The organism is Amorphus orientalis (genome assembly GCF_030814015.1).
Classification (GTDB): domain Bacteria; phylum Pseudomonadota; class Alphaproteobacteria; order Rhizobiales; family Amorphaceae; genus Amorphus; species Amorphus orientalis.
In genome coordinates this window covers 130,473-155,986 of sequence record NZ_JAUSUL010000001.1, presented here as the reverse complement: position 1 = coordinate 155,986, position 25,514 = coordinate 130,473, and the positions used below count along the sequence as shown (strand labels likewise).

Sequence of the window (25,514 nt, the reverse complement as noted above, 5' to 3'; positions counted from 1 at the left end):
CTCCGTGTCGCGCTTGAGATGGGTGCGGTCGGATTGGGTGAGGCCCGGCGGGATCGGCTCTCCGGGCCTTGCTGTCGAGGCCGATGGCGCGCGGCCCCTTGTCGCCATTGGAACGGTCGAGCCCGCGGCTGGTTCCCCAACGGGAGCCCGATGGGCATGACCGAGGCTTCCAGAAACGGCGGACCGGTGCGCCGGCGCGTCTTCGTCAGAGACCCATGACAAGCCAGTGCCTGGCGGGAAGGACCGTAAATGAGCGAGGGAGAGCACGGCGAGGCGGACACCGACCAGGGACCGTCCGGCCTCGATCCCGAGGAAGTACCCAAGACCAAGGCGCTCTACGACTGGCGCGGCCTGGTCAATGCGACCCTGATCATCGCGGGCGTGATACTGGGCGCCCTCGCGATCTGGAAGCTGTCCTCGATCCTGCTCCTGGTGCTCTGTGCCGCCATGCTCGCCATCGTGCTCGACGCGTCGGCTCGGGCGATGACGGAACCGATCGGTGCGCCCAGATGGATCGGATTGGCGGTCAGCGTGCTGCTCACGGCGGGTGCCGCGGTGGCGGCTGCCGTTTTCGCCGGGCCGACGCTGACGGAGCAGCTGGCAGGCGTGGTCAACCAGGCCGACGAGGGCCTGCAGGAAGTCGGGCGCTATCTCGGTTCGTTCGACGAGCTTCCCTCCGAACTCCCCGCCGAAGAAGGGACGGCCTTCAGCCTGCCGGACATGCTGCCCGCGCCCGGCGGCATCCTCTCCAGCGCAACCGCCGCGATCTCGAGCGTGTTCGGTCTCTTGGGCAGCGTGCTGGTCGTGTCCGTGGTGGGAATCTATTTCGCCGTATCGCCGGAGGCCTATGTCGAAGGCTTCGTCCGGTTCGCGCCGCGCGGCCAGCGTCGCAAGCTTCGCCGCCTCGTTTCGCGGACAGGGTCGGTGCTGCGCCGGTGGCTGATCGGCAAGGGCATCTCGATGCTGATCGTCGGCGTGATGAGTTATGCCGGACTCATCATTCTCGGCGTTCCGCTCGCCCTGTTTCTGGCGGTCTTTGCGGGCCTGGCTGCGTTCGTGCCCTTCCTCGGGCCGGTGGTCGGCGGGCTGGCCATGGGCCTGGTCGCCCTGTCGGAGAGCTGGCAGCTCGCCCTCTGGGTGCTCGGTCTCTATCTCATCATCCAGACCGTGGAGAGCTATCTGCTCACGCCGCTGGTTCAGGAGCGCACCGTCTACCTGCTTCCCGCAGTGGTGCTGGTGGCGCAGCTGGTGATGGGAACGCTGTTCGGCATTCTCGGCGTGGCGCTCGCGACGCCCCTGACCGCGATCGCCATGACGGTCCTCGAAGAAACCTATTTCAACAAGGGGCCGGCCGGGAGCGGGTAAAGCCTGCGGGCGCTCCCCGCCTCGGCTGCCATCGTTCGGCAAGGCGGCGTTCAGCCGAGCGCCACCTGGATCGCCACGCCCACGCCGAAGACGGCCAGCAACGCGGCACTTTCGAACCCGATGCCGGCGACACCGTGCTTCTCCCGTCGGATCAGGCCGAGCAGCAGGATGCCGGTCATCAGGATCGACCAGACGAGCAGGAAGACCTCGCGCTCGCCGACGGCATGGAAGATCGAACCGTCGCGATAGGCGACGTCGGCCCCTACCAGGAAGAGGACGTCGAAGGTGTTGCCGCCGATGATCCCGCCGACAGCGAGCTGCAGCGCGCCCCGCCGCACGGCGGCGATCGTCGTGACCAGTTCCGGCAGCGACGTGGTGATGGCGGTGAACAGGGTGCCGACCAGGGTCTGGGAGAGCCCGGCCCACTCCGATATGGTCACGGCCGAGTTCGCCAGGATCCAGCCGGAGAAGCCGACGGCTGCGAGCAGGCCCGCGAACTCTGCGACGAGCCGTTTGGTTGACGGATCGTCGTCGTCGGGCTCCTCGGGAACGTCGTCCCGTGTTTCGCGCGTCTTGCGGGGGCTCCACATCGGCGCCATCTGGGCCGCATGGGTCAGCCTGAGGCCGTAGATGTAGGCCGCCAGCAGGATGGGTGTGACCGGGTGGATCGCGAAGATCGCAAACTCCGGCGTGACCATGGCCAGCGCCGGGATCGCCAGGAGCACGACCAGCAACGCGCCCTGGATCAGGTTGGTCTCCGAAGCCGCCGCATGTTCCAGGTTGCTGCGCCGATAGATCAGGTCGGCGATCGCCAGGAAGACGGTCTGGGCGGCGATGCCGCCGATCGCGTTCGAAACCGCAAGCGATGCATAGCCGCCATAGGCCGCGGTCACCGAGGTGACCGTTCCCGAAAGCGACGTGCTGGCCCCCAGAAGAATACCGCCGATCAGAGCCTCGCCGAGGCCGGTCCGGTCGGCGAGCTCGTCGGCCGTGCCTGACATGCGGATGCCGGCGAGCGTGATGACCACTGCGGCCGCAACAAAAGCGCCCAGGGCAACGATCGGCTGTTCGAACATGTGAAAGGTCCGTCGAAATAGAACGTCACGGCGCAGGGTGTGCGCCGTGACGCGATTGAGAAGCTGGACTATGCGGCAGAGTACGAATGCGCCCGCCCGTCTGGCGGGCGGGCGCCGATCAACGCTCGGCGCGCGCGCTCACGTATGAATGGCCGGCTTGGACGGACCGAACAGAAGCCACAGAATGAGCCCGATCAGCGGCAGGAAGAGAATGACGAGAATCCAGATGACCTTCGCCCCGGTCGACGCGCCCGAGCCGATGATCTTGACGATGGCATAGATATCCAGTGCCAGAATGATCAGGCCGAGCAGGCCCCCGAATTCAAGCCCCATGGGATGCGTCCTTCTGCTTGCCGAGTTCGTTCGGCGCGGGTGTGCTGTCCAAGTGGGCCTGATCGCCGGCACCGGACTTGTCTACGGCGCGGCGCAGTGCGGCGGCCTGTTCGTCGACCTCCTTGGCGTTCTTCGCCAGGGCCGCTTCGGCCTCGGGTGAAAACTGGCCGTTCAGTTCGGGAGTGGTGTCGTTCTTGTCAGCACTCATCGGATGCCTCCTTTCCCGGTCGCGATCGCGCGCCGGTGGGCGACGCCGACGGCGCGCTGGCGGCTTGCGATCATGTCAATGCGATAAGTCCAACGGCTTTGCCGGCTGTCGGTTCCTGACGGCGATCAATCCCCGTCCCGGGCGCGGAGGGCGACAGTCGCAAACCGGGCTTCCGGATGGGTGGACTTGCGGCGGGCGCGCGAACGGGGGCAGGCTTCATCGGCGACGGAAATCCCGGAGCCCGCGCAACCGAAGCCCGTCCCGAGAAGTTGCCCAGGGACAGCAGGTTTCGGAAGGATCGGACGCAGATGGAGACCTCGTTCACCAGTGTGGTCCACCCGACCGAGATGCCGGTCCTGGTGATCCTCGCCCGGCTCGGTATCGCGGCTCTGCTCGGCGGCGTCGTCGGGTTTGACCACGAAGTGCGCCAGCGCTCGGCCGGATTGCGGACCCACATGCTCGTCGCTCTCGCGGCGGCGGTCTTCGCCATCCTGATGCAGGAAGTCATGGCCATGACGCTGCCCGACCATGCCCGGGTGGATCCGATCCGGGTGCTGGAAGCGGTCACGGCCGGCGTCGCGTTTCTGGCGGCCGGATCGATCATCAAGGCGGGTCCGGTTGTCCGCGGGATCACGACGGGGGCGGGATTGTGGCTCGCCGGCGCGATCGGCGCGGCGACCGGCCTCGGCTATGTCTGGATTGCGGTGATCGCGGCCGCGTTCGCCGTCTTCATCATCGTCATCCTGCGCGGCGTCGACCACCTCATCGGGCGGGCGGCCGATCGCAAGGACCGGTAGGCCTTGGAGCGGTCCCGATCGGACTGGCCCAGGCACGAACGACAGCCCGACAAGAAAAGGGCCGGCCCCGAAGGACCGGCCCAAACTGGTCGTTGTGGCCGGGAAGCGGGCCGGTATCAGCCCGCTGCCGGACAGGTCTGCGGCGCGATCAGATCTCGCCCCAGACCTCCTTGGCGACGTCCACCACGAAGCCGAGCTTCGCCCACTGCTGCTCCTCGGTGAGGATGTTGCCTTCCTCGGTCGAGGCGAAGCCGCACTGGGGCGACAGGCAGAACTGCTCCTTCGGCGCGAACTTGGAGGCTTCCTCGATCCGCTTGAGCACGTCCTCTCGGCTCTCCAGATCGCCGGACTTGGAGGTGATCAGGCCGAGCACGACCCGCTTGTCGCCCTTCGGCAGGAAGCGGAGCGGCTCGAAGCCGCCGGCGCGGTCGCTGTCGTATTCCAGGAAATAGCCGTCATAGTTGATCTTCGACAGCAGCGTCTCGGCCACCGGCTCGTAGCCGCCCTCGGAGATCCACGAGGAGCGGAAGTTGCCGCGACAGACGTGGGTCGTGATCGTCATGTCCGCCGGCTTGGCCTTCAGCGCATGGTTGATCATGTCGGCATAGATCTGCTGCAGGCCGTCGGTCTCCTCGCCGCGGTCCCGGGCCGCCTGCATCTCCTTCTCCGAGCACAGATAGGCCCAGACCGTGTCGTCGAACTGCAGATAGCGGCAGCCGGCATCGTAGAAGGCCTTGATCGCCTGGGCGTAGGCCTCGGCGGTGTCGGCGAAGAAGGCGTCCAGATCCGGATAGATGTCCTTGGAGATCGAACGGCGGCCGCCGCGGAAATGCAGCACGGTCGGGGACGGAATGGTCATCTTCGGCTCGACCGAGGTCACCTCCTTCAGGAAGCGGAAGTGGTCGATCATGTAGTGGTTGCCGAAGGCGACCTTGTCCTTGACCGCCAGCGTCTGCGACTTGGTCTGCACACCGCTGAACTGGATGCCCTGGTCGTGCTCCACGACCTCGACGCCTTCCAGGCCGCCCATGAAGTCGAAATGCCACCAGGACCGGCGGAACTCGCCGTCGGTGACGGCCTTCAGGCCGACTTCTTCCTGACGCTTGACGATCTCGCGGATGCACTCGTCCTCGACCGCCTTCAGGCCGGCCGCGTCGAGCGTGCCCGCCTCGCGGGCGGCGCGGGCCTCTTTCAGCCGCTGGGGGCGCAGCAGGCTGCCGACCTCGTCGGCGCGGAACGGAGCTTTCGTCGTCATGAAAAAGGCCTCCCTTGAGGATTGAATTCCTGAGGAACTGACCTGCGCACGAACAGGAAGACGTTCGGCGCAGGGTGCGGCCACTCGGCCGTCATGAACGCAAGGGTTATCGACCTTGCGGTTTGTGAGGTCAACCTGTATACAATAAGGATACGATAAACGCTCGTCTGGGAGGAACCGATGACAGGGCGTAGTTTTCCTTTGAATGCCTGGTACGCGGCCGCCTGGGACGTCGAGGTGAAGCGCGCGCTTCTGCCTCGAACGATCTGCGGACAGCCGGTGGTGCTCTACCGCAAGCAGGGCGGCGAGATCGCCGCCCTGGCGGACGCCTGCTGGCACCGGCTGCTTCCCCTGTCGATGGGCCGCCTCGAGGGCGACACCGTCGTGTGCGGCTATCACGGCCTCGAATTCGACGATACCGGGCGATGTGTATACATGCCGTCGCAGGAGACGATCAATCCGTCCGCCTGTGTGCGCCGCTACCCCGTCGTCGAGCGGCACCGCTTCGCCTGGATCTGGCCCGGCGATCCGGCGCTGGCCGATCCGGCCCTGATCCCCGATCTGCACTGGAACAACGATCCCGCCTGGGCGGCCGACGGCAAGCTCATCAGGGTCGCCTGCAACTACCGGCTGGTGCTGGACAATCTGATGGATCTCACCCACGAGACCTATGTCCACGGATCCTCGATCGGCAACAAGGCGGTCGCGGAGTCCCCCTTCCAGACCACCCACACCGACCGGACCGCGACGGTCACCCGCTGGATGACCGACATCGATCCGCCGCCGTTCTGGCGCGCCCAGCTCGGCAAGCCCGGCAACGTCGATCGCTGGCAGATCATCAATTTCGAGGCGCCCGCCACCATCGCGATCGACGTCGGCGTCGCCCCGACAGGAACCGGCGCGCCCGAAGGCGATCGGTCCCAGGGTGTGAACGGGTTCGTGCTCAACACCATCACGCCTGAAACGGAATCGACCTGCCTCTATTTCTGGGCGTTCGCGCGCAACTACGACCTCACGAACCAGGCGCGCACCCACGAACTCCGCGAAGGCGTGGCGACGATCTTCCGGGAAGACGAGCTGATCCTCGAGGCCCAGCAGAAGGCGATCGAGGACAATCCCGACCACGTCTTTTACAATCTCAACATCGATGCCGGATCGATGTGGGCCCGCAGGTTGATCGACCGGATGATCGCACAGGAGACCGAATTGGCGGTCGCAGCGGAGTAGGCCATGACCCCGAAGTCACTTCCCGAGCGCAACGTCACCCAGTCGGTGAAGGCGGTGCTCGGCATCCGCGAACTGGTGTTCTCGGGAGAGGTGATGCCCGGGGAACGGCTCTCGGAAATCACGATCTCCGAGCGTCTCGGCCTCTCGCGCACACCGGTGCGGGCGGCCCTTGCGCGTCTGGAGCAGGAGGGCATTCTCGAAATGATCCCCTCCGGCGGCTATGCGGTCCGCTCGTTCTCGGAAGCCGATATCGGAGATGCCATCGAGCTGCGCGGCGTGCTGGAAGGAACCGCCGCGCGGCTAGCCGCGGAACGCGGCGTGGTGCCGTCGCGCCTGGCCTCCCTCAACGGGCTCATGGACGAGCTTGACCGAATCGTCGGCAAGCCCGCCGCGGAGATCGATTTTCCCGCCTACATCGCCCGCAATCAGGAATTCCACGAGGCGCTCAAGTCGTTGTGCGGCAGCGACATGATCCGCCGCGAGATCGATCGGGTCACCAGCCTGCCGTTTTCCGACCCGAGCGCGTTCCTCGAGGTCCAGGCCGAAATTCCCCAGTGTCAGGTCTCGCTCATTATCGCCCAGTCCCAGCACCGGGCGATCCTGAATGCGATCGAGATGCGCCAGGGCGGCCGTGCCGAAGCGCTCGCCCGGGAGCATGCGCGGCTGGCCCGGCAGAATCTCGACTACGTCATCGAAAACAAGAAGCTGATCCGCAAGGTGCCGGGCCTTTTCCTGGTCACCGGGTAGGGACAGCGGACCAACAGCGCGAGCCCGTCCGTGCGGTCGATCCGGATCGGGCGGACCGGGCTCCACCGGAGGACATGACCATGAAGGGTCGTCTGGACTGGCGCGACGCGAAGGTCGTCCGTGCCGAAACCATCGCGGCGGATATCCGCCAGATCGAGTTCGACGTGGCCGGTGGCGTGCCGGCCTTCCAGCCGGGCTCCCACGTGACGGTCTCCGTCGCCCTCGACCACGGGCGGGCCGAGCGCAGCTACAGCTGTCTCCCGGCGCCGGCCGGTCGGATCCGGATCGCGGTCAAGCGCCACGAAGCCAGCCGCGGCGGCTCCCGCTACATGTGGCGCCTCGCCGAGGGCGACGAGGTCCGCCTGAGCCTGCCGGAGAACCGGTTCGAACTGTCATGGCAGACCCGGGATTATCTTCTCGTCGCCGGGGGTATCGGCATCACGCCGATCCTGGGCATGGCGGAAGCGCTCGCCGAGCGCGATGCCAGGGTCCGGCTTCTCTACGGCGTCCATCGCCGCGATCAGCTGGCTTTCGACCGCGATGTGAAGGCGTCCCTGGGAGCGCGGGCCGAGATCTTCGTGGCCGAGGACGGCGGGCGGATCGATCTCGCGTCGGCCATCGACGAGCTCGCTGCGGACGGCGAACTCTATATCTGCGGGCCGTTGCCGATGCTGCAGGAAGCGAAGGCGCTGTGGGCCGATCGCGGCCGACCGTCGAGCCGGCTGCGCTACGAGGTGTTCGGCGATTCAGGGGCCGAGCCGGAGCGCCCGTTCCAGGTCCGGATCCTGAACATGGACATCACCGTCGGCGTGCGCCCGGACCAGTCGCTGCTCGATGCGCTCGACGCCGCCGGCGTGGAGATGATCTCCGATTGCCGGCGCGGCGAGTGCGGCCTGTGCTCGGTGGGGATCGTCGACCTCAACGGTCGGATCGACCATCGCGACGTGTTTTTCTCCGAGGAGGAGAAGCAGGCGAACACCGCCATGTGCGCCTGCGTCTCTCGGCTGGCCGAGGGCGAAGCCGTCATCGACATCGGCTACCGGGGCTAATAGCTGCGGCAGCCGACACGATCACGCGCCAGGCCGCGCCGCTCCCTGGGCAACGCCGAGATGCGAGGAAAGCATCGCATCGTCGGCGAGCAGGTCGCGGCTGGCGCTCTCGTGAATGACCGATCCGCGATCCAGAATGATGGCCTTGTCGGTCTCGTTCAGGATCTTGCGCGCCTTCTGTTCCACGATGATGGCCGACAGCCCCTCTTCGCTGACCACCCGGTGGAGCACGCCCATCAGCTCGTCGACGATGATCGGGGCGAGACCTTCCAGCGGCTCGTCGAGCAGAAGCAGGCGGGGATTGAGCATCAGGGCGCGCGCGACGGCGAGCATCTGCTGCTCGCCGCCCGACAGCTGGTTGCCCATGTTGGTCTTGCGCTCGGCGAGCCGCGGAAACAGCTCGTAGACGCGCTCGAGCGTCCAGGTGCCGGGCCGCGCGGTGGCGGTCAGGTTCTCTTCCACCGAAAGCGAGCGGAAGATGTTGCGCTCCTGGGGAACCCAGCCGAGGCCGAGCGCGGCACGGGACTCCACCGGCGTGCGGGCGATGTCCTTGCCGTCGAAGACGATCCGGCCCGACTTGTAGGTGGTCACGCCGACGAGGCTGTTGATCAGGGTCGTCTTGCCGGTGCCGTTGCGGCCGAGAAGGGCAAGCGATTCCCCCTCCTCCAGCTTGAACGACACCCCGGTGAGCACAACCGCGGGCCCGTAGCCGGCGACCAGCTCTTCGACGCGAAGAAGCTCACTCATCGGCATCCTCCCCGAGATAGGCGGTGCGGACCGCCGGGTCGTTGGCGACCTCTTCGGTCGTGCCCTCGACCAGGAGAGCCCCCTGGACCAGCACGGAAATCCGCTCGGCGAACGAGAACACCAGATCCATGTCGTGCTCGATCAGAAGGACGGCCACGCTCTTCGGCAGGCCGTTGACCATGTCGAGGATCTCGTGGCGCTCCTCCTCCGGCACGCCGGCGGCCGGCTCGTCAAGAAGCAGCACCTTCGGCTTGGCCGCGATCGCCACGGCAATCTCCAGGAGGCGCTGCTTGCCGTAGGGCAGGTCGGACGTCTTCCAGTCCATCACGTCGCCGAGCCGGAACCGCTCCAGAATAGAGGCGGCCTCGTCGATCTCGGCGCGGTGGCCGGCAACGGACCGGAACGGATCGATCCCGTGGTTCTGGCGTTCCAGCACCGCAAAGGTGACCGTCTCCAGCGGCGTCAGGTCGGCAAAAAGCTGATTGATCTGGAACGTCCGGGACATGCCCCGCGCGGCCCGCTTGTGCGCGGGCTCGCGGGTCACGTCCACGCCCTCCAGCCGGATGGTCCCCGAGGTGGGCTTCAGGGCGCCGGTGAGAAGGTTGATGAAGGTGGTCTTGCCCGCGCCGTTGGGCCCGATCAGGGCGTGGCGGGCGCCTTCGTTCAGCTTCAGCGAGACGTCGTTGGTGGCCACCAGCCCGCCGAAGCGGCAGACCAGCGAGTCCGTTTCCAGGATCGGTGTCATCGCTCGCCCCTCCCCGTCAGCGCCTTGAGGTGCGCACCGATCCAGGCCACCACGAACTGCGGACCGGCGAAGATCCGGTCCCGCCCCACCATGACGATCACGACCAGCACGAGACCGAGCCAGAACAGCCAGTATTGCGGGGTCAGCGCAGCGATCGTGTCGTGCATCAGCTTGAAGATGATCGCGCCGATCAGTCCGCCATAGAGGTAGCCCGTGCCGCCGATCACCAGCACCAGCAGCCCGTCCGCCGAGCGCTGGAACGCCAGCACGTCGAGGGAGACGAACTGGGACGTCTGGGCGAGCAGTCCGCCGGCGATCCCGGCATAGACGGCGGCGATGGTGTAGATCGCCACGAGGCGCCGGTTGCCGGCCACGCCGACGGTGGTGGCGCGGGTCCAGTTGCCCTTCACGGCCTTGAGCGAGAGCCCGAACGGCGCATTGACCAGGCGCCGGGCGATCACGAACAGGATGAACAGGGTGGTCAGCGAATAGATGTAGGCCGTCTTGCCCCACAGGTCGAATGCGAACATCCCCAGGATCGGGTCCATGACCATGCCGCTCAGACCGTCCGCGCCGCCGGTGAGAGAGCGCCACTGGTTGGCCGCCTCCAGCAGCATCAGGGCGACGCCGAGGGTGATCATCAGCCGGGTGAGATCGCTGCCGCGCAGCACCAGGAAGCTCGACAGGAAGCCGAGGATGCCGGCGGCGACGCCGGCGACCAGCAGGCCCGTGACCGGTTCCGCCGATACGTGGATGGAGAACAGCCCGGCGGCATAGGCGCCGAGCCCGAAAAAGGCGGCGTGGCCGAGCGACAGGATGCCGGCATAGCCGAGCAGCAGGTCGAGCGAGAGCGCGAACAGCGCCAGGATGGCGATGTCGTTGAGCAGGAGATAGCTCTTCGGGAGGAAGAAGACCGAGGCCAGCGCGGCCAGCCAGAAAATGATCTCCATCGGCCCCCACGCGGTCTTGCGTGCGATCAGGCGAACCGGATCGGAGGGCGCCGGCGGGGCGGTCTTGTCGGTCGGCTCACTCATCGCGCGCCCTCCTTGGAGACAAGACCGTAGGGCCGCCACAGAAGCAGCCCGATGGTCACCGCGTAAATCACGAACGAGCCGAGCGCGGGGAAGTAGTATTTCCCGGCCACGTCCGCGATCCCGAGGATCAGCGAGGCGACGAACGGACCGGTGATGGACGACGTGCCACCGACGGTGACGACGATCAGGAAGTAGATCATGAAGCGCAGCGGAAAGGTCGGATCGAGGCCCAGGATGTCGGCGCCGAGCGCCCCGCCCAGTCCGGCCAGGCCGGAGCCGACGGCGAAGGTGACGGCGAAGACGATGCTGACATTGATGCCCAGCCCCCGTGCCACGCGGCCGTCATCGACCGCGGCGCGCAGCCGGCTTCCGAACCGCGTATAGGCCAGCGCGTACTGCAGCCCGACCATGATCAGGGCGCACATGAAGATGATGAACAGCCGGTAGACCCCGACGGGCACGCCGAAGATCTCGATCCGTCCGCGCAGGATGTCCGGCAGCGTGACGATCTGCTGGCGGGCGCCCATGAAGAAGTCGACCGCCGAGATCGCCATGAAGATGAGACCGACGGAGAACAGCACCTGGTCCAGGTGGCTGCGGTCGTAGAGGTGGCGATAGAGCGTCCGTTCGAGGACCACCCCGATCAGGGCGGAAAACAGGAAGGCGAACGGCAGGCAGAGGAAGAACGACACGCCGTAGCTGTTCATCAGGACGACGGTCAGGTAGCCGCCGGCCATGGCGAACGCGCCGTGGGCGAGGTTCACGAAGTTCATGAGGCCCAGGGTGACGGCCAGCCCGCAGGCGAGCACGAACAGGAGCATGCCGTAGGCAATGCCGTCGAAGAGAATGGTCAGCATCGAGACATCTTGATCCGGCTGGAACCGATGGTGCCGAACGGCCCGGCGAACGGGCGTTCCGTGGGCCGCGGGTCACGCGACGCGGATCCGCCGCCCGGCCGGAGCCGGACGGCAGATCCCTTTTCGGGGCGGGTTACTGGCCGGCCTTGACCGGGTCCTTCACGGCCTCTTCCTTGCCGAACTCGACGTTGTAGAGCTCGCCGTCGACGTCCTTGACCTCGCGATAGTAGATGTCCTGGATGATGTCGCGGGTCTCCGGGTCGATGGAGATCGGGCCGCGGGGGCTCTCCCAGGCCAGGCCCTTCATCGCCTCGATGAGGGCATCGCCGTCGGTGTCGCCGCCGGTCTTCTCCAGCGCCTGATAGATCAGCGCCATGCCGTCCCAGCCGCCGACGGCCATGAAGTTCGGCCGCTCGCCGCCGGCCGCGCGGAACGCTTCCTTGAAGGTGTCGTTCAGCTCCGACTCGTGGGCGGCGGAGTAGATGTGCGTGGTGATCACGCCCTTGGCCACGTCGCCCATGTCGTTGAGGATGTCGTCGTCGGTGACGTCACCGGTACCGATCAGCTGGATGCCGGCTTCGTCGAGCCCGCGATCGCGGAACTGCTTCATGAAGGCAGAGCCCACGCCCGACGGCACGAACACGAACACCGCGTCCGGCTCCAGGTCGCGCACCCGCTGCAGGAACGGGGCGAAGTCCGGATTGGCGACCGGCACGCGGATCTTCTCGACGATCTCGCCGCCGTGGCTCTCGAACTCCTTGGAGAACGAGTTCTCGCTGTCGATGCCCGGTGCGTAGTCGGCGACGACGGTGACGACCGACTTGATGTCGTTCTCCGCAGCCCATTTCGCGAGCGGAACCGTGGACTGGGCCAGCGTGAACGAGGTGCGGGCGATGTACGGGGACTTCTCCGTGATCGACGACGTACCCGCCGACATCACCACCATCGGCACCTTGGCCTGGCTGGCGATCGGGGCCGTCGCGAAGGCCAGCGGCGTCAGGCCGAACCCGGCCAGGATGTCGACGTCCTCGTTGACCACCAGTTCCTGGGCGATGCGCTTGGTCTGGTCCGGAACGCCGCCGTCGTCCTCGATGATGAGTTCGATTTCCTTGCCGGCGACCTCGCTGCCGTGAACGTCCATGTACGCTTCCGCGGCGGTGGAGACCTGTCGGCCGGTCGATGCGAACGGTCCGGTCATCGGCAGGATCAGCCCGACCTTCACCGTGTCCTGCGCGAAAGCGGCGCCCGAAATCACAAGGGTGGCCGCGACCACGCCGGCTTTTGTCAGAAACCGTTTCGAAATCATTCGTTCCCTCCTTTTCGCTGGCGGCGTTTCGTCGCCATCGGTGATGCCGTTATAGCCCCGCTGGCCGCATCGCGATACCGGGCCATCTGATTTCCGCCTGAGTGGCCTGGCCCCGATCCGATGCCGTCTGGTCCGAATTCGGGGGCACGGATTGGCCCCGTCCCCGCCGGCCTGTCAAGGCAAGCCCCGCCCTGTCCCACCGACCGTGATCGGCCGAGCGACCGCGTCTATAAGAAGTACTTCAGCATTTATATTGGAATTATTCAACTTCGCGTCTGAAGTTTTTCAAAAAGATAAGGGTTGAGGCCCAATTCGATTCCAATTATCCATCAAACGCTGAGAATTTGAAGATTAGAATCGTTTTTATCTTCGATCGGCAGGCAGTCCGACCCGGTCGTAGCGATGCGCTTCCGGGGCGGGCCGGACCTGATTGCCCTGAGATCGGCCGGATGGCCGAGGGGCAGACGAGAACGACCGGCAGGCGTTCGCAGAGGCGGGTTGAGTATGGGCCGACAGGCGTCCCACGTGTCGGATGGCAGCTTCATGGATCGGCGGCCGGAGCGGCTGGTGATCGAAGGCTACCGCAACTGGATGGCCGGATACCAGACCGGCTCCATCGAGCCGTGGGAGCACACCTGGTCCTTCTACACGAGCGAGCTTGGGATGGTCGACGGCCGCCGGGCCGTCGCCGATCTGTCCGCGTTCGTGCGCACCCTGCGCGGGTGTGCCGACTGTCCCCTGCGCATCTTTCCGACCGGTGCCGACCGGCTGTGCCGGGAGGAGTGTCTTGCCGTCGGACTGATCGCCGCAGCCCAGCACGGCGACGTCGATCTGTGCGGATGCTGTATCGAGGCGCTGTCCGGCTGTGCGCGGCGTGTCGAGATCGGCGCGGCCGCCGACCGCTACGCCGACACGCTGATGGAACTCGGCCAGGCCCTGCACCCGGTCGCGCCCGGCGCCATCCAGGAAATTCTCGCGCGCGGCGATATCCCGCGCATTCACTAGACCTTTCGATCTCCCCAGAAATTTCCGAAGGAGGAAACCATGTTCCGAAAGCTCGCATTCGCGGCCGCAGCCACGACGCTGGCGTTCAGCGGCTCCGCGATGGCGCAGTCGCCGGCGGAGGTGCTGACCACCTATGCCGACATCGCGCACGCCGGCTATGAGGACTCGCTGAAGACCGCCCAGGCGCTGGATGCCGCGATCGACAACCTTATCGCCAATCCGGGCGAGGACACGCTGCTGGCCGCCAAGGCCGCCTGGATCGCCGCGCGCGCTCCCTACCAGCAGACCGAGGCCTATCGGTTCGGCAACCCGGTCGTCGACGACTGGGAGGGCAAGGTGAACGCCTGGCCGCTGGACGAGGGTCTGATCGACTATGTCGACGCCTCCTACGGCACCGAGTCGGACGCCAACGAACTCTACACGGTCAACGTGATCGCCAATCCCAAGCTAACGGTGAACGGCGAAGAGGTCGACGCGACCGAGATTACCGCGGATCTGCTGCAGAACACCCTGCACGAGGCCGAGGAGGTCGAGGCCAACGTCGCCACCGGCTACCACGCCATCGAGTTCCTGCTCTGGGGTCAGGACCTGAACGGCACGGAAGCGGGCGCGGGAAGCCGTCCGGCGACCGACTATGCCACCGGTGACGACTGCACCCACGGCAACTGCGACCGGCGCGGCGAGTACCTGAAGGCCGCCTCCGAGCTGCTCATCTCCGACCTCAAGGACATCGTGGCGGCCTGGGGCGAGGACGGCGAGGCCCGCCAGAACCTGATGGACGACGAGCAGGCCGGCCTGGCCGCGATCCTGACCGGCATGGGGTCCCTTTCCTACGGCGAACTCGCCGGCGAGCGGATGAAGCTCGGCCTCCTGCTCCACGATCCGGAGGAGGAGCATGACTGCTTCGCCGACAACACCCACAACTCGCACTATTTCGACCAGATCGGCATTCAGAACGTCTACACCGGCCGCTATCGCCGCATCGACGGCACCGTGGTCGAAGGGCCGTCGATCAGCGATCTGGTCGAGGCGAAGGCCCCTGAGGTGAACCAGGAGCTTCTGGAGAAGATCCACGCTACCGTGGCCGCCATGGCGATCATGCGCGCCCGGGCGGAATCGGTCGAGGCCTATGACCAGATGATCGGCGAAGGCAACGATATCGGCAACGCGGTGGTCCAGGCCGCGATCGACGGCCTCATCGATCAGACCCGGTCGATCGAGCGCGCCGTGGCCGCGCTGGAGCTCAACGCGATCGAGTTCGAAGGCTCCGACAGCCTGGACAACCCGAATGCGGTCTTCCAGTAATCGGACCATCACTTTCTGATCGAACGATTGAGCGCAGGGCGGGCCATCGGTCCGCCCTGCGGCATTTTCGGGGCTTGGAGCCTTTTCCGATCAGGTGGATACACCTCATCGATTGGAAATGGCTCCAGGTTCAATAGGTTGAGCAATTCCTTGTCGTTCAGATTGAGCCAATCCGAACGGGAAATGCTCTAGCACGGGTGGCGCTTTTGAGGCCGCTTGAGACCATGACAAGGCGTTTTTGCAGAGTGTTCGGGGCCGCCCGGCAGCGTCGCGACCGGCGTGGCTTTGGTGTGGTCGCCGCGGGCGGTTTCGCCTGCCTGGCGGTGCTCGTGATCGGAGCAACGGCCGGCGCACAGACGGCGCCTGATCGCTCCGGGCAGGTGGATCTGCCCACCGAGCGGACGGATTTGACGCCGGAGGATCGCGCGCGGGTCGAGGCGGTGACCGCCCCCACCGACGATTTCTCCAAGGCGGAGAATTTCGAACGCATGTCGGCCGGCGCGGCGACGTCGCTGGCGACCGTCAACACCAATGCGTTCTCCCATCCCTCGGCCAATCTCAGCTTCGAGGGGGAGCAGGATTTCAAGGTCGGAAACGGCCTGTTCAAGAAGATCTGGGTCCCGGCCCCCTCCTCCACCCAGGCGTCCGACGGGCTCGGACCGCTCTACAATGCGCGCTCCTGCCAGCGCTGCCATCTGAAGGACGGGCGCGGCCATCCGCCGGAAGGACCGGACGATCTCGCCACCTCCATGTTCCTGAGGCTTTCGGTTCCGCCCAAGACCGAGGCGGACCTCGAGGCGCTGGCCAGCAAGACGCTGCTGTTCGTGCCCGAACCGACCTATGGCGGCCAGCTTCAGGATTTTGCCGTCCCGGGCCTTCCGGGCGAAGGCAAGATGCGGATCACCTACGAGGACGTGCCGGTGGAGCTCGCCGGCGGCGAGGTCGTGACGCTGCGCAAGCCGTCCTACTCGGTGGAGGACCTGGGCTACGGGCCACTCGATCCCGAAGCGATGCTGTCGCCGCGGGTCGCCCAGCCGATGATCGGGCTCGGCCTGCTGGAGGCCATCCACCCCGCCGACATTCTCGCCAACGCCGATCCCGACGACCGGGATGGCGACGGCATATCCGGCAAGCCGCAATTCGTGCTCGACCCGGAAACCGCGCGCCTGACCCTCGGCCGCTTCGGCTGGAAGGCTTCCATGCCGAACGTCCGGCTGCAGTCGGCGAACGCCTTTTCCGGCGATATCGGGATCTCCACGCCGGACGTGCCGGACGCCGACGGCGACTGCACCGATCGGCAGGTCCGCTGCCAGGAGATGCCGAACGGGGTTCAGGAGCGGCTGGGGGCGACCGAAGCGCCGGATCCGATCATGGAGCTGGTCACCTTCTATTCCGAGAACCTCGCCGTTCCCGCCCGGCGCGACATCGAGGACCCGCAGGTCCTGCGCGGCAAGGAGATGTTCTATGCCAGCGGCTGCGCCTCCTGCCACGTGCCGAAATTCGTCACCAGCCGGGACGCGGGGCGGCCGGAACACCGCTTTCAGCTGATCTGGCCCTATTCCGACATGCTGCTGCACGACATGGGCGAGGGACTGGCCGATCACCGTCCTGTGGGCGACGCCGACGGGACCGAGTGGCGCACGGCCCCGCTGTGGGGCATCGGGCTGACCGAGGAGGTCAGCGGCCACACCTATTTCCTGCACGACGGTCGCGCCCGGACCCTCACCGAGGCCATTCTCTGGCATGGTGGCGAGGCACAGGCGGCGCGCGATGCGTTTGCCGCGATGCCGTCCGACGATCGGGCGGCGATGATCCGCTTCCTGGAGTCGCTCTGATGACCGTATTCTGGATCCGAACCGCCGCCGCTGCCGCCCTTGTCGGGGCCTTTGGGACAGCCGCACTCGCACAGCCGGCCGAGCCCATACCGTTCCGGCCGACGGTCAGCGGCATCATCGGCCATGTGGTGGTGCCCGCCTATGACGATCTCGTCCGGGCGGCCGACGCCGAACACGAGGCCGTCGCGGCGCTGTGCGAGGCGCCGAACGAGGAGGCGCTCGCCACCGCCCGGGACCGGTTTGCCGATCTGGTGCGCGCCTTCTCCTCGGTCGAGCCCTACCGGTTCGGTCCGGCCCGCGAGGAGAACCGGTTCGAGCGGCTGTTCTTCTGGCCCGACCGGCGCGGCATCGGCCTGCGCCAGGTCCAGGGTCTGCTGGCCGAGGAGGATCCGAGCGCGCTGGAGGTCGAAAGCCTGCAGGACAAGAGCGTCGCTGTGCAGGGGCTCATCGCCCTCGACTACGTGCTGTCCGACGACGATGCCGTCGTGCTCGCCGAGACGCCCGCCGGGTACCGCTGCCGCTATGCGGAGGCGATCGCCGGCGCGATCCTGGCAACGGCGACCGACATCCGCGACGGCTGGACCGGCGAAGGCGGTTATGGCGAGTTGATGCTGTCGGCCGGACCGGACAATCCGATCTACCGCTCCCATGGCGAGGCGCTGCAGGAGTTCCTCGAAGCGGCTCGGGAACAGCTTCAGATCGTCAGCGACATGAAGATCCGGGCGATCGTCGGCGAGGAGCCCGACGATGCGCGGCCGAAGCTGTCGCCGTTCTGGCGGTCCGGGCTGGTGCTGTCCTCCATGGACGCCAATCTCGCCGCGATCCTGACGCTCCAGAACGACAGCGGATTGGCCGAGCTTCTGCCCGACGACGCAGCCTTCAACGCCGGATCGCTGGCCTTCCAGATCGGCGAGGCGCGACGGGTCCTCTCGGAGCTCGCGGCTGACGGCACGCCCTGGATCGAGCTGGCCGAGGAGCCGGAGGCGCACGGCCAGCTTCTCTATGCGACCATCCCGATCGACGGAGCGCTCGAGATCCTGGCCGAACGCTACCCGGCCGCCCTGGGCCTGATCCTCGGCTTCAATTCCCTGGATGGCGACTAGGTCCGGCTGCCGGACTGTCGCCGGTCACGCGGAGACTGCTCATGACCGTTAACCGCCGCGCCGTGCTCGCCGGTATGGCGAGCCTCGGTTTCCTGCCGCTCTGCCGGTTCGCCCAGGCCGCGGAGCAACCCGCTTTTCTCGCCTGCCGGCAGGAGGCCGACGGCAGCAACATCGCCGCCGTGTTCGACCTCGACGGCCGGATCCTGTTCTCCGTCCCGCTCGAGCGCCGCGGCCACGACGCCGCCCTCACCCCGGACCGGCGGACCGCCGTGGTCTTCGCGCGCCGGCCGGACCGGTTCGCGATGGTCATCGACGTGGCCGGTCGCAAGCGCAGGCTGGTGTTCACCCCGCCGGAGGACCGGCATTTCTACGGCCACGGTTTCTTCTCGCCCGACGGCCGTCTGCTTTATGCCACCGAGAACGATTTCGACGGGGAGCGCGGTGTGCTCGGCGTCTATGACGCGGGCGCGGATTTCGCCCGTATCGGCGAGATCGACGCCGGCGGCATCGGTCCGCACCAGGCGCTGATGATGTCGGACGGCCGGACCATCGCCATTGCCAACGGCGGACTGGCGACGCACCCGGACTTTCCGCGCATGAAGCTCAATCTCGCGACGATGGAGCCGTGCCTCGCCTATGTCGACGCCGAGACCGGCGATCTGGTCGACCGGGTCGTGCTTCCGTCCGCCTACCGGCAGATGTCGATCCGGCACCTGACCGAGGCCGGCGACGGGTCGGTCTGGTTCGGCGGCCAGTACGAGGGGCCGAAGACCGACGAGGTGGAGCTGGTCGGCAGCCACCGGCGCGGCGGCGAGGCCCGGGTGGTATCGGCGGCGCCCGCGATCTACCGCAACATGAACCACTATATCGGCGCGATGGCGACGAGCCCCGACGGCAGGCGGGTGGCCAGCACCAGCCCGCGGGGCGGCACCATGGTCGTGTTCGACGTGGAGAGCCGGGCCGTGCTCGCCGAGCGCGCCGTGCCCGACACCTGCGGCCTGACGGGGTTCGGCTCCGGCTTCGTCTATTCCGACGGGCGCGGGCACCTTTGGCGCGATGGAGCCCTCGTCAGCGAGGATCCGCGGGTCGCCTGGGACAACCACATCCAGGCGTTTGCGCTGCCGGTCTAACCGGTCACCGTTGCCGCCTCCCGGCGCGAGGCCTGCCGTGTCAGGTGGATGCGGCGGACGAACGCGACCACGAACAGCGCGCTGAGCAGAAGCACGATCGTCGCGGCCGGCGAGGAATCCAGGAAGAAGCTCGCATAGGTGCCGCCCAGCATGCCGGCCAGCGCGACGAGCACCGACACCGCGAGCATCCAGCCGAAGCTGCGCACCACCAGGAACGCGATCGCTCCCGGCGCGATCAGGAGCCCCACGGCCAGGATCAGCCCGGTGGACGACAGCGTCGCCACGATGGTGAGCGACAGCACCGCCAGCAGCCCGTAGTGTAGCAGGTTGACCGGAAGTCCGCTCGCCCGGGCCTGGGCCGGATCGAAGGCGTGCAGCAGAAAGTCCTTCCATTTCAGAAGGAACACCGCGGTCACGCCGAGCGAGATCAGGCCGGCGGTCCACAGATCCTGCGCGCCCACGCCAAGCAGGTTCCCGAACAGGATGTGATCCAGGTGCTGGTTGGTGTGGATCGAGGTGTAGAGAATGATCCCGACGCCGAACATGCCGGAAAACACCACCCCCATGACCGTGTCCTGCTTCACCCGGCTGTTGTGGCTGAGATAGCCGGTCAGAAGCGCGCAGGTCATGCCGGCGGCGAACGCGCCCAGGAGCAGCGGCAGCCCGGTGATCCAGGCCAGCACGATGCCGGGCAGGATGGCGTGGCTCACCGCGTCGCCCATCAGGGCCCAGCCCTTGAGGACCAGAAAGCAGGAGAGCAGCGCCGTCGGGACCGCCACGATCGCCGCGATCAGAAACGCCTTCTGCATGAACGGGAACTGGAACGGCAGAAGCAGGGTATCGATCATCGCTCGGCTCCCTCGCCGAACGCCGGGCCCGGCGTCGCGCCGGCCGGTGTCCTCAGTGCCTCGGCCGCCTTGCGCCGCGCGGCGAGCAGGCCGTGCTTGGGCGCGAACACGAAGGCGATCAGGAACAGCACCGTCTGCAGGCTGACGATGACGCCGCCGGTGGCCCCGTCCAGAAAATAGCTGGCATAGGCCCCGACGAAGCCGGTCACCGCGCCGATGGCGACTGACAGCAGGATCAGGCGCGGAAACCGGTCGCAGATCAGGTAGGCGGTGGCGCCGGGCGTGACCACCATGGCGATCACCAGGAACGCGCCGACGGTCTGCATGGCGGCGACCACGGACGCCGACAGGAGCACGAAGAAGACCGCCTTCAGGAGCCCCGGCCGCAGCCCGATGGAGCGGGCGTGGTTCTCGTCGAAGAAGGTGACCATCAGGTCCTTCCACTTGAGCAGCAGCACGGCCAGCGAAACGATCCCGATCAGCGCGAGCTGCAGCGTGTCGCTTGGCGTGATGGCGAGAATGTTGCCCATGACGATGGTCTGGATGCTGACCGCCATCGGGTTGACCGACACCATGAACAGGCCGAGCCCGAAGAAGGCGGTGAAGATCAGGCCGATGATCACGTCGATCTTCAGGCCCGAGCGCTCGCTCAGAAACAGCATGGCCCCGGCCGCCAGACCGCCGGCCACGAACGCGCCGAGGGCGAACGGCAGGCCGAGGATGTAGGCGCCGGCCACACCCGGCACGACCGAGTGGGACAGCGCGTCGCCGATCAGGCTCCAGCCCTTCAGCATCAGATAGGCGGACAGGAACGCGCACACGCCGCCGACCAGCGCCGACACCCACATGGCGTTGGTCATGTAGCCGTAGGTGAACGGCTCAAGCAGCACCGGGCTCATCCGGACCTCCCTGCTGGGTCCAGGTGCGGTCGCCGTACTGGACCAGCGGTCGTTCGTCGTCGGTGAGGATGCTGACCTGGCGCGAATCCTCCGCATGGTCCTCGTGCAGGTCCGAGCCGCCGAGGGTGAAGTGGCGCAGCACGCCGCCGAAGGCGCGCTCCAGGTTCTTGCGGGTGAAGGTCTCCGCCGTCGGGCCGTAGGCGATCACCGTGCCCTTGACCAGTACGGTGCGGTCGCAGAATTCCGGAACCGAGCCCAGATTGTGGGTGGAGACCAGCATGACCCGGCCTTCGTCCCTCAGATCGCGCAGGAGCGCCACGATCTGGTCTTCCGTTTTCACGTCGACACCGGTGAACGGCTCGTCGAGCAGGATCACCTGGCCGTCCTGGGCGAGCGCGCGGGCCAGAAACACCCGCTTGCGCTGACCGCCGGACAACTCGCCGATCTGGCGGTGGCGGAAGTCGGTCATGTTGACCCGGGCAAGCGCGCGGTCGACGGCGGCGTGATCGGCGCGGGACGGCCGCCTTAGGAAGCCCATGTGGCCGTAGCGCCCCATCATGACCACGTCCTCGACCAGCACCGGAAAGGCCCAGTCAACCTCCTCGGACTGGGGCACGTAGGCGACCAGGTTCTCCTTCAGCGCCTGGCGCACCGTCCGGCCGAGCAGCCGGATCTCGCCGCGCGCGGCCGGCACGAAGCCCATGATCGCCTTGAACAGGGTCGACTTGCCCGCACCGTTGACGCCCACCAGCGCGGTGATGGTTCCGCGCGGGATCTCGAAGCTGGCGTCGTGCAGCGCGGTGTGGCCGTTGCGATAGGTGACCGTCACGTTGCGGGCGAGGATGCCGCCGGAGGGATCCTGCTCCGCCGCCTTCCCGTCGGTTACCTGTGTCTGGTCGAGCACGGCTCTTGATCTCCCGGCCGGCGCGCCCCTGTACGCCGACCTGTGTTTCTACGTGTCCGCTCCCGGAGAAATACGCAGTCCTCCGGGGTTCAGTTCGCGTTTCCGGTCAGGCCGTTCACCACGGTTTCCGACGTCACCCGCAACAGATCCAGATAGGTGGGAACCGGCCCGCCGGCGTCCGACAGGGAATCCACATAGAGTTCGCCGCCATAGCGCGCGCCGGTTTCCCGGGCGACCTGCTCCGCGGGGCGCGTGCTGACCGTGCTCTCGCAGAACACCACCGGAATGTCGTTGTTGCGCACCCCGTCGATCACCTTGCGCACCTGCTGCGGGGTGCCGACCTGGTCGGTGTTCATCGGCCAGAGATAGAGTTCGTTGAGACCGAAGTCGCGGGCGAGATAGGAGAACGCCCCCTCGCAGGTCACCAGCCAGCGCTTGTCCTCCGGGAGCTTAGCGATCGCATCGCGCAGCGGCTGGATGGTGGCGCGGATCTCGTCTTTGTAGGCCGCGCCGTTGGCTTCGTAGGTGGCCGCGTTGTCCGGGTCGTGCTCGGAGAAGGCGGCGACGAGGTTGTCGACATAGACCATCGCGTTGTCGAGGCCCATCCAGGCGTGGGGATTGGCCTTTCCCTCGTAGGCGCCTTCGGCGATCGGGATCGGATCAATGCCGTCGGTCAGCGTCGCCGACGGAACATCTCCCAGATTGCTGAGGAACTGTTCGAACCAGAGCTCCAGGTTGAGCCCGTTCCAGAGGATCAGGTCCGCATCCTGGGCGCGGACGATGTCCTGGGGCGTCGGCTCGTAGCCGTGGATCTCGGCGCCGGGCTTGGTGATGGACTCCACCACGGCCGCGTCACCGGCAACGTTCTGCGCCATGTCGGCCAGCACGGTGAAGGTCGTGACCGCCTTGAAGGGGGCGTCCGCCCGGGTCGGACCGGCCGAAGCCGTGAGGATCGTCGCTGCGGCCATGCCGGACACGGCGAGCGCTCGGAGCTTTCCTGCCATCCTCAATCCTTATTGAAAGTAACTTGCATGTGCAACTGACACATAGTCCGTCACGGTCGTTCCTGCAAGTGCGAACGATTTGCAAGAAGACACCGGGACCCGCCTTGATGTCGGACCGGAAGCAGGCTAGCGTCTGCCGCTATATTCCGGTGAATATAGCGAGCCCGGGGGCAGGTGATGCAGATGACATCAGACGGGTGGTTCGTGCGCCTGGCACTCGCCCTGGTCGCATGCGCCGCGATCGGTGCCCCGGCGCGGGCCGCTGGCGAAGTCCGCGTGGCGGTGGCGGCGAATTTCACGGCGCCGGCGAAGGAGATCGCCGAGGCTTTCGAGCGCGAGAGCGGCGGGCCGGTCATTCTCTCGTTCGGCTCCACCGGCCAACTGTTCACCCAGATCGCCCATGGCGCGCCTTACGACGTATTTCTCGCCGCCGACAGCGTCCGGCCCGAAAAGGCCGTGGCGGACGGCCTCGCCGTTGCCGGCAGCCGGTTTACCTACGCCACGGGAACGCTCGTTCTCTACAGCACCGACCCGGGTCTGGTGACGGGGCCGGAGACGTTAAGCGCCGGTACCTTCCAGAAGCTGGCCATCGCGAACCCCGAGACCGCCCCCTATGGCGCGGCGGCGGTCCAGGTGCTCGAGGCGCTCGGCGTGTACGGCGAGATCGCGCCGCGTCTGGTCCGCGGCGGCAGCATTGCCCAGACCTACCAGTTCGTCGCGACATCCGCCGCCGAGCTCGGCTTCGTGGCGCTCTCCCAGGTGATTGACGTCACGGACGGATCGCGCTGGCAGGTGCCGGCGTCCCTGCACGATCCGATCGCCCAGGATGCCGTTCTTCTGAGCGAAGGCGAGGCCAGTCCGGCAGCGGCCGCCTTTCTGACGTTCCTGAAGGGGCCGCAGGCCCGCGCGGTGATCGAGCGGTACGGCTATGGCCTCGTCGACTGATCCGGCCGGCATGGAGAGGGCGCGCTGATGGACGGGTCGCTCTGGAGCCCGATTCTGCTCACCCTGAGGCTCGCATTGATCACGACGGCGGCCCTTCTGGTCGTCGGCACGCCGATCGCCTGGTGGCTCGCCCGGTCGAAGGCCCGCTGGAAGGAAGCCGTCGCTGCGGTGGTCGCGCTGCCGCTCGTGCTGCCGCCGACGGTCCTAGGCTTCTATCTCCTCATCGTGCTCGGGCCGGACGGCCCCGGCGGAACGGTCGGCGGCTGGTTCGGGCTGCGCTCCCTCGCCTTCACCTTCGAAGGGCTTGTCATCGGTTCCGTCGTCTATTCGCTGCCCTTCGTGGTGCAGCCCATCCGCAACGCGTTCGAGGCGGCCGGCGACCGCCTGCTGGAAGTCGCCGCAACACTCAGGGCCGGTCCCTGGGACGCGTTCTGGACCGTGGCGCTTCCGCTCGCCCGCCCCGGCATTCTCACCGGTGCGGTGCTGGGCTTTGCCCACACGGTCGGCGAGTTCGGCGTGGTCCTCATGATCGGCGGCAACATCCCCGGCGAGACCCGTGTGCTCTCGGTGGCGATCTTCGATTTCGTCGAGACGCTGCAGTGGGGCAAGGCGCACCTTCTGTCGGCCGGTCTGGTCGTGTTCTCCTTCGTGGTGATCCTCAGCATGATGCTGGTCGAAAAGCGTCTCGGCCGGCGGTCTGCCCGATGAGCGAGCCTGAGGATCTCGAGGTCGCGCTCGCCGGCCGTGTCGGCGAGTTCCGCCTCGACGTGGCGTTCCGCGCGCCGATGCGTGGCGTGACCGCCCTGTTCGGCGCGTCCGGATCCGGCAAGACGACGGTTCTCAGGGCCATTGCGGGACTCGCCCGGCTCGGCGGCCGGGTTCGGGTCGGCGACGCCGTCTGGCAGGACGATGCGGCCGGCGTGTTCCGCAGGACCCACCGCCGGGCGCTCGGCTACGTCTTTCAGGAACCGAGCCTGTTTCCGCATCTGAGCGTCCGCGGCAATCTCGCCTACGGACTGAAGCGCTCCGGGTCCCAGCCGTCCGATCTCGACGCCACCGCCGAGCTTCTGGGATTGGGCTCGATGCTGGAGCGCTCGCCGGCCAACCTGTCGGGCGGCGAGCGCCAGCGGGTCGCCATCGGCCGTGCGCTCCTGTCCCGGCCGAGCCTGCTTCTGATGGACGAGCCGCTCGCCGCCCTGGACCGGGCCAGCAAGGCGGAGATCCTGCCCTATCTCGAACGGCTTCACCGGGAACGGGCCATCCCGGTCCTTTATGTCAGCCACGACGTTTCGGAGGTGGCGCGTCTGGCCAACGATGTGGTCGTGCTCTCGGCGGGGAAGGTCGCGGCGCGCGGCGGCGTGGAGGTGTTCGAGCAGGTCTCGCCGTCCGGAGACCGCGCGGAGGCCGGAGCAGTGGTCACCGCACGGGTCGTCGGTGAGGACCGGGACTTCCGCATGACGCGGCTCGATCTGGCCGGCCAGGTGCTCTCCATCCCCTTCGCGGGACTGACGCCGGGCCAGGAGATCCGGCTCCGGATCCGGGCCCGCGACGTGTCGGTGGCGACCCGGCGGCCGGAAGCGATCAGCGTCCGCAACGTGCTGGAGGCCGTGATCGTGTCGATCGAGGAGGAGCCGGACACGCCCTTTGCCGATCTTCACCTTGAGGCGGGCTCGGCCCGGCTCAGGGCGCAGGTCACGCGGGAAGCGGTCGCCGCCCTGGCGCTCCGCCCCGGCCAGCCGGTCTACGCGCTGCTGAAGTCGGTGTCGTTCGCCAGCGACACGTTCGGCTGA

The 25,514-nt window shown here is 67.1% G+C and carries 26 protein-coding genes; 13 read left to right on the top strand and 13 right to left on the bottom strand.

What is annotated here, in order from left to right; translation table 11 throughout:
• The first annotated feature begins 249 nt into the window (after positions 1–249).
• On the top strand, positions 250–1,365 hold the full coding sequence (locus tag J2S73_RS00710) for an AI-2E family transporter (RefSeq protein ID WP_306883503.1): 1,116 nt from the start codon (positions 250–252) through the stop codon (positions 1,363–1,365).
• Positions 1,366–1,415: 50 nt separating this feature from the next.
• On the opposite strand, the gene J2S73_RS00705 is transcribed toward J2S73_RS00710, so the two are convergent.
• From J2S73_RS00705 to J2S73_RS00695, 3 genes are all read right to left on the bottom strand, one after another.
• Positions 1,416–2,441 carry a sodium:calcium antiporter gene (locus J2S73_RS00705; protein WP_306883502.1) on the bottom strand — a complete coding sequence of 342 codons (1,026 nt, stop codon included), beginning with the start codon at positions 2,439–2,441 and terminating at the stop codon, positions 1,416–1,418.
• Positions 2,442–2,579: 138 nt separating this feature from the next.
• A complete protein-coding gene (locus tag J2S73_RS00700; protein ID WP_306883501.1) occupies positions 2,580–2,774 on the bottom strand; it encodes a PLDc N-terminal domain-containing protein in 195 nt (64 codons plus the stop codon).
• Positions 2,764–2,982 carry a hypothetical protein gene (locus J2S73_RS00695; protein ID WP_306883500.1) on the bottom strand — a complete coding sequence of 73 codons (219 nt, stop codon included), beginning with the start codon at positions 2,980–2,982 and terminating at the stop codon, positions 2,764–2,766. Before J2S73_RS00695 ends, J2S73_RS00700 begins: the two co-directional genes overlap by 11 nt.
• A gap of 308 nt (positions 2,983–3,290) precedes the next feature.
• Here J2S73_RS00695 and J2S73_RS00690 point away from each other — a divergent pair, with 308 nt between their 5' ends.
• A complete protein-coding gene (locus J2S73_RS00690; RefSeq protein ID WP_306883499.1) occupies positions 3,291–3,779 on the top strand; it encodes an MgtC/SapB family protein in 489 nt (162 codons plus the stop codon).
• A gap of 148 nt (positions 3,780–3,927) precedes the next feature.
• Here the strand turns inward: J2S73_RS00690 and J2S73_RS00685 are convergent, their stop codons facing one another.
• Positions 3,928–5,034 carry a 5-methyltetrahydropteroyltriglutamate--homocysteine S-methyltransferase gene (locus J2S73_RS00685; protein ID WP_306883498.1) on the bottom strand — a complete coding sequence of 369 codons (1,107 nt, stop codon included), beginning with the start codon at positions 5,032–5,034 and terminating at the stop codon, positions 3,928–3,930.
• 180 nt (positions 5,035–5,214) lie between these two features.
• Between J2S73_RS00685 and J2S73_RS00680 the strand changes: the two genes are divergently transcribed.
• The 3 genes from J2S73_RS00680 to J2S73_RS00670 all read left to right on the top strand — a co-directional run bounded on the left by J2S73_RS00680 (position 5,215) and on the right by J2S73_RS00670 (position 8,057).
• Positions 5,215–6,261: an aromatic ring-hydroxylating dioxygenase subunit alpha gene (locus J2S73_RS00680; protein ID WP_306883497.1), complete on the top strand. Its 1,047-nt coding sequence runs from the start codon at positions 5,215–5,217 to the stop codon at positions 6,259–6,261.
• Between the two features lie 3 nt (positions 6,262–6,264).
• The gene (locus J2S73_RS00675) at positions 6,265–7,008 is read left to right on the top strand and encodes a GntR family transcriptional regulator (protein ID WP_306883496.1); all 744 of its coding nucleotides are present in this window, start codon (positions 6,265–6,267) and stop codon (positions 7,006–7,008) included.
• Positions 7,009–7,088: 80 nt separating this feature from the next.
• Complete coding sequence (locus J2S73_RS00670) at positions 7,089–8,057, top strand: PDR/VanB family oxidoreductase (RefSeq protein ID WP_306883495.1); 969 nt, start codon at positions 7,089–7,091, stop codon at positions 8,055–8,057.
• 21 nt (positions 8,058–8,078) lie between these two features.
• Here the strand turns inward: J2S73_RS00670 and J2S73_RS00665 are convergent, their stop codons facing one another.
• From J2S73_RS00665 to J2S73_RS00645, 5 genes are all read right to left on the bottom strand, one after another.
• Complete coding sequence (locus tag J2S73_RS00665) at positions 8,079–8,804, bottom strand: ABC transporter ATP-binding protein (protein ID WP_306883494.1); 726 nt, start codon at positions 8,802–8,804, stop codon at positions 8,079–8,081.
• Positions 8,797–9,549: an ABC transporter ATP-binding protein gene (locus tag J2S73_RS00660; RefSeq protein WP_306883493.1), complete on the bottom strand. Its 753-nt coding sequence runs from the start codon at positions 9,547–9,549 to the stop codon at positions 8,797–8,799. Before J2S73_RS00660 ends, J2S73_RS00665 begins: the two co-directional genes overlap by 8 nt.
• Positions 9,546–10,583, bottom strand: coding sequence for a branched-chain amino acid ABC transporter permease (locus J2S73_RS00655; protein ID WP_370874370.1), 1,038 nt, complete (start codon positions 10,581–10,583; stop codon positions 9,546–9,548). The genes J2S73_RS00660 and J2S73_RS00655 overlap by 4 nt, the downstream gene beginning before the upstream one ends.
• Complete coding sequence (locus J2S73_RS00650) at positions 10,580–11,440, bottom strand: branched-chain amino acid ABC transporter permease (RefSeq protein ID WP_306883492.1); 861 nt, start codon at positions 11,438–11,440, stop codon at positions 10,580–10,582. Before J2S73_RS00650 ends, J2S73_RS00655 begins: the two co-directional genes overlap by 4 nt.
• A 133-nt stretch (positions 11,441–11,573) precedes the next feature.
• A complete protein-coding gene (locus J2S73_RS00645; protein ID WP_306883491.1) occupies positions 11,574–12,746 on the bottom strand; it encodes an ABC transporter substrate-binding protein in 1,173 nt (390 codons plus the stop codon).
• A 504-nt stretch (positions 12,747–13,250) separates the two neighbouring features.
• On the opposite strand from J2S73_RS00645, the gene J2S73_RS00640 reads away from it, so the two are divergent.
• The 5 genes from J2S73_RS00640 (at position 13,251) to J2S73_RS00620 (ending at position 19,124) form a co-directional block, all read left to right on the top strand.
• Positions 13,251–13,751 (top strand): hypothetical protein, encoded by a 501-nt coding sequence (locus J2S73_RS00640; protein ID WP_306883490.1) that lies wholly within the window; start codon positions 13,251–13,253, stop codon positions 13,749–13,751.
• A 39-nt stretch (positions 13,752–13,790) separates the two neighbouring features.
• Positions 13,791–15,056 (top strand): imelysin family protein, encoded by a 1,266-nt coding sequence (locus J2S73_RS00635; RefSeq protein WP_306883489.1) that lies wholly within the window; start codon positions 13,791–13,793, stop codon positions 15,054–15,056.
• 224 nt (positions 15,057–15,280) lie between these two features.
• The gene (locus tag J2S73_RS00630; RefSeq protein ID WP_370874369.1) at positions 15,281–16,891 is read left to right on the top strand and encodes a di-heme oxidoreductase family protein; all 1,611 of its coding nucleotides are present in this window, start codon (positions 15,281–15,283) and stop codon (positions 16,889–16,891) included.
• Positions 16,891–17,994 (top strand): imelysin family protein, encoded by a 1,104-nt coding sequence (locus J2S73_RS00625; RefSeq protein WP_306883488.1) that lies wholly within the window; start codon positions 16,891–16,893, stop codon positions 17,992–17,994. Before J2S73_RS00630 ends, J2S73_RS00625 begins: the two co-directional genes overlap by 1 nt.
• Positions 17,995–18,035: 41 nt before the next feature.
• Complete coding sequence (locus tag J2S73_RS00620; RefSeq protein WP_306883487.1) at positions 18,036–19,124, top strand: DUF1513 domain-containing protein; 1,089 nt, start codon at positions 18,036–18,038, stop codon at positions 19,122–19,124.
• On the opposite strand, the gene J2S73_RS00615 is transcribed toward J2S73_RS00620, so the two are convergent.
• From J2S73_RS00615 to J2S73_RS00600, 4 genes are all read right to left on the bottom strand, one after another.
• On the bottom strand, positions 19,121–19,972 hold the full coding sequence (locus J2S73_RS00615) for a metal ABC transporter permease (RefSeq protein ID WP_306883486.1): 852 nt from the start codon (positions 19,970–19,972) through the stop codon (positions 19,121–19,123). The two genes, J2S73_RS00620 and J2S73_RS00615, sit on opposite strands and share 4 nt — an antisense overlap.
• Positions 19,969–20,871, bottom strand: a complete 903-nt coding sequence (locus tag J2S73_RS00610; protein ID WP_306883485.1) for a metal ABC transporter permease — start codon at positions 20,869–20,871, stop codon at positions 19,969–19,971. Before J2S73_RS00610 ends, J2S73_RS00615 begins: the two co-directional genes overlap by 4 nt.
• Positions 20,852–21,775 carry a manganese/iron ABC transporter ATP-binding protein gene (locus J2S73_RS00605; protein ID WP_306883484.1) on the bottom strand — a complete coding sequence of 308 codons (924 nt, stop codon included), beginning with the start codon at positions 21,773–21,775 and terminating at the stop codon, positions 20,852–20,854. Before J2S73_RS00605 ends, J2S73_RS00610 begins: the two co-directional genes overlap by 20 nt.
• A gap of 89 nt (positions 21,776–21,864) precedes the next feature.
• Positions 21,865–22,779: a metal ABC transporter substrate-binding protein gene (locus J2S73_RS00600; RefSeq protein ID WP_370874368.1), complete on the bottom strand. Its 915-nt coding sequence runs from the start codon at positions 22,777–22,779 to the stop codon at positions 21,865–21,867.
• Between the two features lie 183 nt (positions 22,780–22,962).
• Between J2S73_RS00600 and modA the strand changes: the two genes are divergently transcribed.
• Genes modA through modC form a run of 3 tightly spaced genes read left to right on the top strand, consistent with a single transcriptional unit; the run spans position 22,963 to position 25,514 of the window.
• Positions 22,963–23,724, top strand: a complete 762-nt coding sequence (modA, locus tag J2S73_RS00595) for a molybdate ABC transporter substrate-binding protein (RefSeq protein WP_306883483.1) — start codon at positions 22,963–22,965, stop codon at positions 23,722–23,724.
• Between the two features lie 27 nt (positions 23,725–23,751).
• Complete coding sequence (gene modB, locus J2S73_RS00590) at positions 23,752–24,432, top strand: molybdate ABC transporter permease subunit (RefSeq protein ID WP_306883482.1); 681 nt, start codon at positions 23,752–23,754, stop codon at positions 24,430–24,432.
• A complete protein-coding gene (modC, locus tag J2S73_RS00585; protein WP_306883481.1) occupies positions 24,429–25,514 on the top strand; it encodes a molybdenum ABC transporter ATP-binding protein in 1,086 nt (361 codons plus the stop codon). Before modB ends, modC begins: the two co-directional genes overlap by 4 nt.